The 11037-nt window shown below is 70.2% G+C and carries 10 protein-coding genes; 7 read left to right on the forward strand and 3 right to left on the reverse strand.

Annotated elements, in window-relative coordinates; genetic code table 11:
• Nucleotides 1–465 precede the first annotated feature (465 nt).
• On the reverse strand, nucleotides 466–1683 hold the full coding sequence (locus tag ACSNOB_RS30105) for an NADP-dependent isocitrate dehydrogenase (RefSeq protein ID WP_393105386.1): 1218 nt from the start codon (nucleotides 1681–1683) through the stop codon (nucleotides 466–468).
• 136 nt (nucleotides 1684–1819) lie between these two features.
• On the opposite strand from ACSNOB_RS30105, the gene ACSNOB_RS30110 reads away from it, so the two are divergent.
• A complete protein-coding gene (locus ACSNOB_RS30110) occupies nucleotides 1820–2626 on the forward strand; it encodes an MBL fold metallo-hydrolase (RefSeq protein WP_436690611.1) in 807 nt (268 codons plus the stop codon).
• Between the two features lie 58 nt (nucleotides 2627–2684).
• Here ACSNOB_RS30110 and ACSNOB_RS30115 read toward each other — a convergent pair whose 3' ends face one another.
• Both ACSNOB_RS30115 and ACSNOB_RS30120 read right to left on the reverse strand, forming a co-directional pair.
• Nucleotides 2685–3635, reverse strand: a complete 951-nt coding sequence (locus tag ACSNOB_RS30115; protein ID WP_091102982.1) for a malate dehydrogenase — start codon at nucleotides 3633–3635, stop codon at nucleotides 2685–2687.
• A 138-nt stretch (nucleotides 3636–3773) separates the two neighbouring features.
• Nucleotides 3774–4634, reverse strand: coding sequence for a bifunctional methylenetetrahydrofolate dehydrogenase/methenyltetrahydrofolate cyclohydrolase (locus tag ACSNOB_RS30120; RefSeq protein WP_393105390.1), 861 nt, complete (start codon nucleotides 4632–4634; stop codon nucleotides 3774–3776).
• 430 nt (nucleotides 4635–5064) lie between these two features.
• Here ACSNOB_RS30120 and ACSNOB_RS30125 point away from each other — a divergent pair, with 430 nt between their 5' ends.
• From ACSNOB_RS30125 to ACSNOB_RS30150, 6 genes are all read left to right on the forward strand, one after another.
• Complete coding sequence (locus ACSNOB_RS30125; protein ID WP_393105392.1) at nucleotides 5065–6669, forward strand: peptide ABC transporter substrate-binding protein; 1605 nt, start codon at nucleotides 5065–5067, stop codon at nucleotides 6667–6669.
• 82 nt (nucleotides 6670–6751) lie between these two features.
• The gene (locus ACSNOB_RS30130; protein ID WP_436690614.1) at nucleotides 6752–7690 is read left to right on the forward strand and encodes an ABC transporter permease; all 939 of its coding nucleotides are present in this window, start codon (nucleotides 6752–6754) and stop codon (nucleotides 7688–7690) included.
• The gene (locus tag ACSNOB_RS30135; RefSeq protein ID WP_436690616.1) at nucleotides 7683–7835 is read left to right on the forward strand and encodes a hypothetical protein; all 153 of its coding nucleotides are present in this window, start codon (nucleotides 7683–7685) and stop codon (nucleotides 7833–7835) included. Before ACSNOB_RS30130 ends, ACSNOB_RS30135 begins: the two co-directional genes overlap by 8 nt.
• Nucleotides 7832–8788, forward strand: coding sequence for an ABC transporter permease (locus ACSNOB_RS30140; RefSeq protein WP_393105396.1), 957 nt, complete (start codon nucleotides 7832–7834; stop codon nucleotides 8786–8788). Before ACSNOB_RS30135 ends, ACSNOB_RS30140 begins: the two co-directional genes overlap by 4 nt.
• Before the next feature lie 113 nt (nucleotides 8789–8901).
• A complete protein-coding gene (locus ACSNOB_RS30145; RefSeq protein ID WP_393105398.1) occupies nucleotides 8902–9939 on the forward strand; it encodes an ABC transporter ATP-binding protein in 1038 nt (345 codons plus the stop codon).
• Nucleotides 9923–10951 (forward strand): ABC transporter ATP-binding protein, encoded by a 1029-nt coding sequence (locus ACSNOB_RS30150; protein WP_436690619.1) that lies wholly within the window; start codon nucleotides 9923–9925, stop codon nucleotides 10949–10951. The genes ACSNOB_RS30145 and ACSNOB_RS30150 overlap by 17 nt, the downstream gene beginning before the upstream one ends.
• Nucleotides 10952–11037 lie beyond the last annotated feature (86 nt).

An 11037-nucleotide genomic window follows, 5' to 3' on the forward strand; every position in this document is an offset into this window, starting at 1 on the left:
CCCCCACCACTCCGACCCCGCCACTTCCGCCCCGTCACTCCGACCCTGCACCTTCCCGACTCCCGCTCACGCGATCCCGTCGCACTCTCCTTCGTCCCTCCCTCCGCCACCCCCGCAGTCTCCGCACGCCGCCGGGGCAGTGGAGTAGATCTTGGTGGTATTCGGCCCCCATAGGGGCCGTTTCTTACCAAGATCTACGGGGAGCGGGGAAGCGAGAGGCGGAAGGCGGGGACGCAGAAGGCGGGGACGCAGAAAGGGGGACGCAGAAAGGCGGGAGCAAAAGCGGGAGGCGAAGACGCGAAGACGCAGAAACACGGAGACACGAAGACGAGGGAAAACGGGAGGCGAAAAGACAGCAGGCGGCAGGCGGACGCATGGGGGAACGGCGGAGCCCGCCGGCGGGTGCCGGCGGGCTCCGGTGTGACGCAGCGGCAGCACCACAACGGGTGCCGCCAGGGTGGCGGATCAGGCGGAGAGCCTGCGCGCCAGGTTCTCGTCCAGGGCGTTCATGAACTCGTCGGTGGTCAGCCACGGGGCGTCCCGCGAGATGAGCAGCGCGAGGTCCTTGGTCATCTGGCCGCCCTCGACGGTGTCGATGATGACCTGCTCCAGGGTGTTGGCGAACTCGGTCACCGCCGGGGTGCCGTCCAGCTTGCCCCGGTGGGCCAGGCCCCGGGTCCAGGCGTAGATCGACGCGATCGGGTTCGTCGAGGTCTTCTCGCCCTTCTGGTACTGCCGGTAGTGCCGGGTGACGGTGCCGTGGGCGGCCTCGGCCTCGACCGTACGGCCGTCCGGGGTCATCAGCACCGACGTCATCAGGCCCAGCGAGCCGAAGCCCTGCGCGACGGTGTCGGACTGCACGTCACCGTCGTAGTTCTTGCAGGCCCAGACGAAGCCGCCCTCCCACTTCAGCGCGGCGGCGACCATGTCGTCGATCAGCCGGTGCTCGTAGGTGATGCCGGCGGCCTCGAACTCGGCCTTGAACTCGTTCTCGAACACCTCGGCGAAGATGTCCTTGAACCGGCCGTCGTACGCCTTGAGGATGGTGTTCTTCGTCGACAGGTAGACCGGGTAGCCGCGGTCCAGGCCGTAGCGCATCGAGGCGCGGGCGAAGTCCCGGATCGACTCGTCGAAGTTGTACATGCCCATGGCGACGCCGCCGCCGGGGAAGTTGGCGACCTCCATCTCGACCGGCGCGGAGCCGTCGGTCGGGGTGTAGGTGATGGTCACCGTGCCCGGGCCGGGGACGACGAAGTCGGTGGCCTTGTACTGGTCACCGTGGGCGTGCCGGCCGATGATGATGGGCTTGGTCCAGCCGGGGACCAGCCGCGGCACGTTGGACATGATGATCGGCTCGCGGAAGACGACGCCGCCGAGGATGTTGCGGATGGTGCCGTTCGGCGACCGCCACATCTTCTTCAGGCCGAACTCCTCCACCCGGGCCTCGTCCGGGGTGATGGTCGCGCACTTGACGCCGACGCCGTGCTCCTTGATGGCGTTGGCGGCGTCGACGGTGACCTGGTCGTCGGTCTCGTCGCGGTGCTGAATCGACAGGTCGTAGTAGTGCAGGTCGACGTCGAGGTAGGGCAGGATCAGCTGCTCCCGGATCTGCTTCCAGATGATCCGGGTCATCTCGTCGCCGTCGAGCTCCACGACCGGGTTGTTTACCTTGATCTTCGCCATCGACCGGCGCTCCTCTCGGGGGACACGTGCTCAAGCAGTACGAGCGTACTGGAAACTGGCCGGCAGTCCCCAGCCGGCCTCGGTCGGGCCGGATAACGGGATGCGCGGCGCGCGATTCCGCTGGCACCATCGCCGGATGCCACCGCGCCGCACCCTCGGGTCTATCACGGTCACCGCGCTCACCGACGGCGAGGGGTCCTTCTTCCAACCCCGCGAGGAGGCGTTCCCGGCCGCCACCGCCGAGCACTGGCGCGCGGCCGACCGGCGGGATCCCGCCACGGTGACCGCCGACGGGCGGTGGTGGCTGCCGTTCCGCAGCTTCGCGATCCGCGCCGGGGACGGTCCGGTGACCCTGGTCGACGCCGGGATCGGCCCGGCCGGCTCCCCCGCGTCGAGCTGGGCGCCGGTGCCCGGGCGGCTGCCGGCCGAACTCGCCGCCGCCGGCATCGACCCGGCCGACGTGCGCACGGTGGTGCTGACCCACCTGCACACCGACCACGTCGGGTGGGCGGTCACCGGCTCGCCGGGCACGCCGTACTTCCCGAACGCCGACTACCTGCTCCAGCGGGCCGAGCTGGCCGCCGTGGGACACCTCAACCCGGGGCTGTCGGCCAGCCTGGTCGCGCCGTTGCGCGCCGCCGGCCAGCTCCGGGTCCTCGACGGCGAGGAGAGGATCGACGCAGCGGTACGACTGCTGCCGACGCCCGGGCACACGCCCGGCCACCAGTCGGTGCTGCTCGAGGTCGGCGACGAGCGGCTGCTGGTCACCGGCGACCTGCTGGTGCACGCCGTGCAACTGGTCGACCCCGAGCTGGCGTACGCCCACGAGGAGGACGCCGCGGCGGCGCGCGCGTCGCGGGTGGCGCTGTTGCGCGAACTGGCCGCGCGCGGACCCGCGGTGCTCGCCACCCCGCACCTCGGCGAGGCGTTCGTGGCGCTGTAGGGCGCAACGACGAGGGGGCACGCCGGCGGACCGGCGTGCCCCCTCGACGGGTGGCGGATCACATGTTGGCGACGTCGGCCTGCTTGGCGCGGACGGCCTCGGCGGCCTCCTTCAGGCTGGCCAGCTCGTCGGCGTCCAGGTCGGTCTCGACGACCCGCTTGACGCCCTCGGCGCCGATCTCGGCCTCGACGCCCAGGTAGACGCCGGAGATGCCGTACTCGCCGTCGACCCAGGCGCAGACCGGCATGACCTCGCCGGAGTCCTCCGCGACGGCCTTGGCCATCCGGGCGGCGGCGGCGGACGGGGCGTAGTACGCCGAGCCGGTCTTGAGCAGCGCGACCACCTCGGCGCCGCCGTTGCGGGTCTTGACGACCAGCTCCTCGATCTGCTCGGCCGGCATCGCCTCACGCAGCGGCTTGCCGTCGACCGTGCTCTTCGACGGCACCGGCACCATCGTGTCGCCGTGCGAGCCGAGGGTCAGGGTCTTGACCGACTTCACCGGTACGCTCAGCGCCTCGGCCACGAAGTTGGTGAACCGGGCGGTGTCCAGCATGCCGGCCTGGCCGAGCACCCGGTTCTTCGGGAACTGCGTGGCGAGCTGGGCCAGCGCGGTCATCTCGTCCAGCGGGTTGGACACGACGATGACGACGGCGTTCGGGGCGTACTTGGCCACGTTCTCGGAGACCTGACGGACGATCTTGGCGTTCGTCTCCAGCAGGTCCATCCGGCTCATGCCCGGCTTGCGCGGCAGGCCGGCGGTGATCACCACGACGTCCGAGCCCTCGATCGCCTCGTAGCCCTCGCCGTTCGGGCCCGTGGTCACGCCGACCACCTTGGTCTCGAAGCCCTCGATCGCCCGCGACTGGTTGAGGTCCAGGGCGAGACCCGCGGGCTTGCCCTCCACGATGTCGGTGATCACGACGGTGTCGAAGACGTCGTACTCGGCCAGGCGCTGCGCGGTGGTGGAGCCGTAGAAGCCGGCCCCGACGACAGTGACCTTCTTACCCATGGTCGTCCCACTCCCTGCTACCAGTCGGTTTTCCGGACGGTATCAGTCATCCTGGCACCGATCCGGTCAGGGGCGGCGGCCATCGCCGGGATGGGGCGAACGTCACCGCCGTCCGGCTCGGGCGGCGGTGACGGGTGGTCAGTCGCGCTCGGCGCGCTCCACGACGTTGGTCAGCAGCATCGCCCGGGTCATCGGGCCGACCCCGCCCGGCATCGGCACGAGCTTGCCGGCGACCTCGGCGGCCTCGGGGGCGACATCGCCGGTGTAGCGGCCCTTGCCGTCCGGGCCGATGACCCGGGTGATGCCGACGTCGACCACCACCGCGCCCGGCGTGATCATGTCGGCGGTGAGCAGCCCCGGCACGCCGGCGGCCACGATGACGATGTCGGCGGCCCGGGTGTGCGCGGCCAGGTCGAGGGTGCCGGTGTGGCACAGGGTGACGGTGGCGTTCTCGCTGCGCCGGGTGAGCAGCAGGCCGAGCGGCCGGCCGACGGTGTTGCCCCGGCCGACCACGGCGACCTTGGCCCCGCGCAGCGCCACGTCGTGCCGGCGGAGCAGCTCGACGATGCCGCGCGGGGTGCAGGGCAGTGGGCCGTCGTAGCCGAGGACGAGCCGGCCCAGGTTGACCGGGTGCAGGCCGTCGGCGTCCTTGTCGGGATCGATCAGCTCCAGCACCCGCTGGGTGTCGAGGTGGCCCGGCAGCGGCAGCTGGACGATGTAGCCGTGGCAGGCCGGGTCGGCGTTGAGGTCGGCGAGCACGGCGTCGACCTGCTCCTGGGTCGCGTCGGCCGGCAACTCCCGGCGGATCGAGGCGATGCCCACCTCCGCGCAGTCGCGGTGCTTGCCGTTGACGTACGCCTGGGAGCCGGGGTCCGCACCGACCAGGACGGTGCCCAGCCCGGGGGTGATGCCGCGTTCCGCCAGTGCCTTGACCCGCGTCCGCAGCTCGTCCTTGATCTCGGCCGCGGTCGCCTTGCCGTCCAGAAGCGTCGCCGTCACGCCCAGATCGTCTCACGGTCGACGCCCGGTGATCCGACGACCTGCGCCAGCCCGTCGCTCGATCACGAAGGGTGACGTGCCCTTAATCACTGTGAGTAATGTTCTGCCGATCCGGTCACCCCCGGATCCGGACGCCCCGACTCACGCGGGACGACCCCGGGCGCGGGGGCACGACACGGTGCAGGGCGGGCGCAAGGCGCAGGACAGCCCCTGCCGACGCCGGGAGAACCCGCATGCCGGGCGGCGTTGGAGGGCCCGAGAGCCATAGCAGGAAGCACCCGTCGTGGCAAGACCCCCGAGGCGGCTCCGTTATCGGTTCGCAACGCGCTCGTTGTCGAACGCCGACCCGCGACCTACCGTTGCCCAACGTTGCGCAGCGTAAACCCAGCGCCGGGTCTGACTGCGCAGCGTGAGGAGATGAGGAGGCTACATGCGTGTTCGTAGGCTCGCTGCCTGGACGGCCCTCCCGCTCGCGGTGACCCTGGGCCTGGTGGCCTGCGGCTCGGGCGGCGACGGCGGATCCGGCGAGAGCAACCCCGACGCGGCCGTACGGATCGAGATCGCCGAGCCGCAGCACCTGGTGCCGACCAACACCAACGAGACGAGCGGCTCGCAGGTGCTCGCCGCCCTGTTCAGCCCGCTGGTCGACTACGACGAGGCCAACAAGCCGTACGAGGTGGCGGCCGAGTCGGTGACGTCCGAGGACAACACGACCTGGACGGTCAAGCTCAAGGGCGGCTACACCTTCCACAACGGCGAGCAGGTCACCGCCGACAACTACATCGACGCCTGGAACTACGGCGCCTACGCCCCGAACGGGCAGAACTCCAGCTACTTCTTCGAGAAGATCGCCGGCTACGAGGACCTGCAGGGCGAGACCCCGAAGGCGAAGACGCTCGCCGGCCTGAAGAAGGTCGACGACCTGACCTTCACCGTCACGCTGTCCGAGCCGTACAGCGAGTTCAAGACCATGCTCGGCTACACCGCCTTCTACCCCATGCCGAAGGCCGCGTTCTCCGCGCCCGGCGTGCTGGCCGAGGGGTACGAGCAGGCGCCGGTCGGCCAGGGCCCGTTCAAGATGAAGGGCACCTGGCAGCACGACGCCAAGGTCGAGGTCGAGAAGTACGACGCCTTCCCCGGCGAGAAGCCGAAGGTGGCCGGCGTCGAGTTCCGGATCTACCAGCAGCCGACCGCCGCGTACGCGGACGTGCTGTCGGACAACCTGGACGTCATCAAGACCATCCCGACCGAGAACCTCTCCACGGCCGCCACGGACCTCGGCGACCGGTTCCAGCAGAGCCCCGCCTCGTCGCTCCAGGTGCTGGCCTTCCCGACGTTCCAGAAGGAATTCAGCAACCCGGACGTGCGCAAGGCCATCTCGATGGCGATCGACCGGGACGAGATCACCAAGTCGATCTTCAAGGACTCGCAGCAGCCGGCCCGCTCGTTCGTCTCGCCGGTCGTCGCGGGCTACCGCGAGAACACCATCGGCGCGGCCGGCGAGTTCGACCCGGCCAAGGCCAAGGCGCTGTACCAGGCCGCGGGCGGCCCGGCGAAGATCGAGCTGTCCTACAACGGCGACGGCGGCCACAAGGACTGGATCGACGCGACCTGCAACCAGCTCAAGGCCAACCTGGGCGTGGACTGCGTCGGCACCGCCGAGCCGAAGTTCGCGGACCTGCTGACCAAGCTCAAGGCCAAGCAGCCGGTCGGCCTGTTCCGGATGGGCTGGGTCATGGACTACCCGTCCATGGAGAACTACCTCGGCCCGCTGTACAGCAGCAACGGCTCGTCGAACTACTACGGCTACCGCAACCCGGCCTTCGACAAGCTGCTCGCCGAGGGCGCCAGCGCCGCGAACGAGGACGAGGCGATCAAGAAGTACCAGGCGGCGGAGGACCTGCTGGCGCAGGACCTGCCGGTCATCCCGCTGCGGTACGGCCAGAACAACTTCGGCCACTCGACCAAGGTCACCAACGTGGAGATGGATCTCTTCGACCGTGTCGACCTGCTGAAGATCGAGGCCGTCAAGTAACACGGCGCGTCGGGTCGGGCCATCGGCGGACGGTGGCCCGACCCGCCATCCCCTTCGCACTTTTTCAGAGAGACTGCCAAGTATGTTCCGCTTCATCCTGCGGCGTCTGCTTCAGATGGTCCTCGCGTTCTTCGGGACCACGCTGATCGTCTACGCGCTGATGTTCGCCGGCCAGGGCGACCCGATCCAGGCGCTCGCCGGCGAGCGCCCGGTCACGGCCGCACAGCGGGCATACCTGACCGAGAAGTTCCACCTCGACCAGACCGGGGTCGGCGGCTTCTTCTACCGCTACTTCGACTACATCAAGAACCTGCTCCAGGGCGACCTCGGGCAGTCGCTGACCGGACGCTCCATCGGCGACATCCTCGCCGCCGCGTGGCCGGTGACGGTCAAGCTGGCGCTGATCGCCATGGCCGTCACGATCATCTTCGGGGTGACCGCGGGCGTGCTCGCCGGCATCCGACGGGCCAGCATCTTCGACAACTCGACGCTGCTGCTGACCCTGCTGGTGCTCGGCATCCCGACCATCGTGCTCGCTCCGCTCGCGCAGTTCCTCCTCGGCGTCAAGTGGCAGCTCTTCCCGCCCACCGCCGGGGCCGACCCCGACCTGTACGCGCTGTTACTGCCCGGCATCGTGCTGGGCTCCCTCTCGCTGGCCACCGCGCTGCGGCTGACCCGGACCTCGGTGGCGGAGAACCTGCGCGCCGACTACGTCCGCACCGCCCGCTCGAAGGGCCTCGTCAAGCGGCGGATCGTCAGCGTCCACGTGCTGCGCAACTCGCTCATCCCGGTGGTGACCTTCCTCGGCGTCGAGCTGGGCAACCTGATGAGCGGCGCGATCATCACCGAGGGCGTGTTCAACATCCCCGGTGTCGGCTTCAACCTCTTCCGCGGCATCCGCACCGAGGACGGCCCGCTGGTGGTGGGCATCGTCAGCGTGCTCGTCGTGGTCTACCTCGTCTCCAATTTGGTGGTGGACGTCCTGTACGCCGTACTCGACCCGAGGATCCGCTATGAGTGAGCGCAGCGAACGAATCATCAACGCGGCGTTTCGCGGCTCGGCGCTCCCCGGAGCGCAGCGAGGGGGTGCGCCGACAGCGCGCAGCGAACGAATCGGCAGCGCAGAGTTTCGCGCCGGCGCCGAGCGCGGCGAGGTGCGGGCATGAGCGACTTCGAGACCGTCGCCGCGAGCGAGAACCAGGCCGCGCGGCGGGGGCCGTCCGGTGAGCCGGGCGCGCCGAACCAGGTCGGCGTAGCGCAGAAGCCGCGCAGCCTGGCCGGCGACGCCTGGCGCGACCTGCGCCGCAACCCGATCTTCTGGATCAGCCTCCTGCTGGTGGTGCTGGTCGCCGCCATGGCCGCCGCCCCCGGCCTGTTCACCGCGAACGACCCCCGCGACTGCGTGCTGGCCCGCCAGCACGCCGGCCCGTCCGGCGGGGCGATCTTCGGGTACGACTTCCAGGGCTGCGACACGTACTCCCGGGCGGTGCACGGCGCCCGCGCGTCGCTGCTGGTCGGCGCGCTTTCCGCGCTGCTCACCGGCCTGATCGCGCTCGTCGTCGGCATGCTGGCCGGCTACTTCGGCCGCTGGGTCGACGCGGTGCTCTCGCGGGTGATCGACATCGTGCTCGGCATCCCGCTGCTGCTCGCCGCGATCGTGCTGCTGAAGCGGGTGAACAGCGACAGCTCCGCGGTCCGGATCGGCGCGGTGATCTTCGTGCTGGCGATCCTCGGCTGGACCACCGCCGCCCGCGTCATCCGCTCCTCGGTGATCACCGCGAAGGAGCAGGACTACGTGGCGGCGGCCCGGATGCTGGGCGCCGGCGACGGCCGGATCATGCTGCGGCACATCCTGCCGAACGCGCTCGCCCCGGCGATCGTGGTGCTGACCATCGCGCTCGGCTCGTTCATCGCCGCCGAGGCGACGCTCTCCTTCCTCGGCATCGGCCTGAAGGCGCCGACCATCTCCTGGGGGATCGACATCGACGCCGGCCGGGTGCACATGCGGGAGTCGGCCACTCCCCTGGTCGTCCCCTCGACCTTCCTCGCGCTGACCGTGCTGGCGTTCATCATGCTCGGCGACGCGATCCGCGACGCGTTCGATCCGAAGCTGCGGTGACCGATGCGAGCGAACGCAGCGGGCCCGGCAGGCGTCAACGAAAGGCAGGAACACGTGCGAACGCGAGGAGCGAGCACGGCGAGCCCCGCAGTCGCGGGCGAAAGGCGAGCGCAGTGAGCCAGTCCGCCGTCCGACCGACGCCGGCCTCCCCGACGCCCGAGGGCGGGCACCTGCTGGACGTGCGGGACCTGCACATCGAGTTCCGCACCGGCGAGGGCGTGGCCAGAGTGATCAACGGAGTCTCGTACCACCTGGATCCCGGCGAGACCCTCGCCGTGCTCGGCGAGTCCGGCTCCGGCAAGTCGGTCACCGCCCAGGCGATCATGGGCATCCTCGACACTCCCCCGGCGGTGATCCGCTCCGGCCAGATCCTCTACCAGGGTCGCGACCTGCTGAAGCTGCCCGAGGAGCAGCGCCGGCAGGTACGGGGCAAGGAGATCGCAATGATCTTCCAGGACGCCCTCTCCGCGCTGAATCCCGTCTTCCCGGTGGGCTGGCAGATCGGCGAGACGCTGCGCCAGCGCGAGGGCATGTCCAAGGCGGACGCCCGGCGGCGGGCCGTCGAGCTGATGGACCTGGTGAGGATCCCGGCCGCCGCCAACCGGCTCGGCGACTACCCGCACCAGTTCTCCGGCGGCATGCGCCAGCGCGTGATGATCGCGATGGCGCTGGCCATGAACCCGAAGGTCCTGATCGCCGACGAGCCCACCACGGCGCTGGACGTCACCGTGCAGGCCCAGATCATGGATCTGCTGGCCGACCTGCGCCGCGACCTCAACATGGCGATGATCCTGATCACCCACGACCTCGGCGTGGTCGCCGGCGTCGCGGACCGGATCGCCGTCATGTACGCCGGCCGCATCGTCGAGCACGCCGACGTCCGCTCGCTGTACCGGGCGCCGGCCCACCCGTACACCAAGGGGTTGCTGGAGTCGATCCCGCGGATGGACGTGCGGGGTCAACAGCTCTCCACCATCAAGGGGCTGCCGCCGAACCTGATGCGGATCCCGTCCGGCTGCCCCTTCCACCCCCGGTGCCCGTACGTGCAGCAGGTCTGCGTGGACGTGGTGCCGCACGACCTGGTCCTCGGCGACGGCCGGACCAGCGCGTGCCACTTCGCGCAGGAGGTCCGTGATGACAGCGCCCGCTAGCCCGGCCAAGGTCCGGGGCGAGACGATCCTCGCCGTCGACAACCTCGTCAAGCACTTCCCGATCCGGCAGGGCGTGCTGTTCCAGAAGCAGACGGGCGCGGTCAAGGCCGTCGACGGGGTCAGCTTCGAGCTGCGCCGCGGGGAGACCCTCGGGGTGGTCGGCGAGTCCGGCTGCGGCAAGTCCACCCTGGCGCGGCTGCTGATGCGGCTGGAGACGCCGACCGCGGGCCGGGCCACGTTGGAGGGTCGGGACCTGTTCAGGGCCTCCGGCGCCGAGCTGCGTCGGCTGCGCCGCAACATGCAGATGGTCATGCAGGACCCGTACACCTCGCTGAACCCGCGGATGACGGTCGGCGACATCATCGGCGAGCCGTTCGAGATCCACCCCGACGCCGCGCCGAAGGGCAGCCGGCGGCAGCGGGTGCGGGACCTGCTCGACGTGGTCGGCCTGAACCCGGAGCACATCAACCGGTACCCGCACCAGTTCTCCGGCGGTCAGCGGCAGCGCATCGGCATCGCCCGGGCGCTCGCCCTGCGGCCCGAGATCATCGTCTGCGACGAGCCCGTCTCCGCCCTGGACGTGTCGATCCAGGCCCAGGTGATCAACCTGCTGGAGAAGCTCCAGGACGAGTTCGGGCTGTCGTACATCTTCATCGCCCACGACCTCTCCGTGGTCCGGCACATCTCCGACCGCGTCGCGGTGATGTACCTGGGCAAGATCGTGGAACTCGGCACCGAGGACGAGATCTACGAGCGGGCGACCCACCCGTACACCCAGGCGCTGCTCTCCGCCGTGCCCGTGCCGGACCCGGAGGCCCGCGACCAGCGCACCATGATCCGGCTCACCGGCGACGTGCCGAGCCCGGCCGACCCGCCGAGCGGCTGCCACTTCCGCACCCGTTGCTGGAAGGCCCAGGAGGTCTGCGCCACCCAGGAGCCCCACGCGGTGCCCCGCGCGGCGGACCCGCACCCCTCGGCGTGCCACTTCGCCGAACTCCGCCCGCTCCCCTGACCCACCCGTTCCCGCGATCTTGCACTTTGTGCCCCCGAATTGCCCGCTTCGAGCCGGTACGCCGGGGCACAAAGTGCAAGATCGAC

This window comes from Micromonospora sp. URMC 106, from assembly GCF_051386395.1.
GTDB lineage: Bacteria > Actinomycetota > Actinomycetes > Mycobacteriales > Micromonosporaceae > Micromonospora.

What these genes read in the sequence shown, in the direction of transcription:
- ACSNOB_RS30105 (WP_393105386.1), bottom strand. Translation starts at nt 1,683, where the DNA reads ATGGCGAAGATCAAGGTAAACAACCCGGTCGTGGAGCTCGACGGCGAC.
- ACSNOB_RS30110 (WP_436690611.1), top strand. Translation starts at nt 1,820, where the DNA reads ATGCCACCGCGCCGCACCCTCGGGTCTATCACGGTCACCGCGCTCACC.
- ACSNOB_RS30115 (WP_091102982.1), bottom strand. Translation starts at nt 3,635, where the DNA reads ATGGGTAAGAAGGTCACTGTCGTCGGGGCCGGCTTCTACGGCTCCACC.
- ACSNOB_RS30125 (WP_393105392.1), top strand. Translation starts at nt 5,065, where the DNA reads ATGCGTGTTCGTAGGCTCGCTGCCTGGACGGCCCTCCCGCTCGCGGTG.
- ACSNOB_RS30130 (WP_436690614.1), top strand. Translation starts at nt 6,752, where the DNA reads ATGTTCCGCTTCATCCTGCGGCGTCTGCTTCAGATGGTCCTCGCGTTC.
- ACSNOB_RS30135 (WP_436690616.1), top strand. Translation starts at nt 7,683, where the DNA reads ATGAGTGAGCGCAGCGAACGAATCATCAACGCGGCGTTTCGCGGCTCG.
- ACSNOB_RS30140 (WP_393105396.1), top strand. Translation starts at nt 7,832, where the DNA reads ATGAGCGACTTCGAGACCGTCGCCGCGAGCGAGAACCAGGCCGCGCGG.
- ACSNOB_RS30150 (WP_436690619.1), top strand. Translation starts at nt 9,923, where the DNA reads ATGACAGCGCCCGCTAGCCCGGCCAAGGTCCGGGGCGAGACGATCCTC.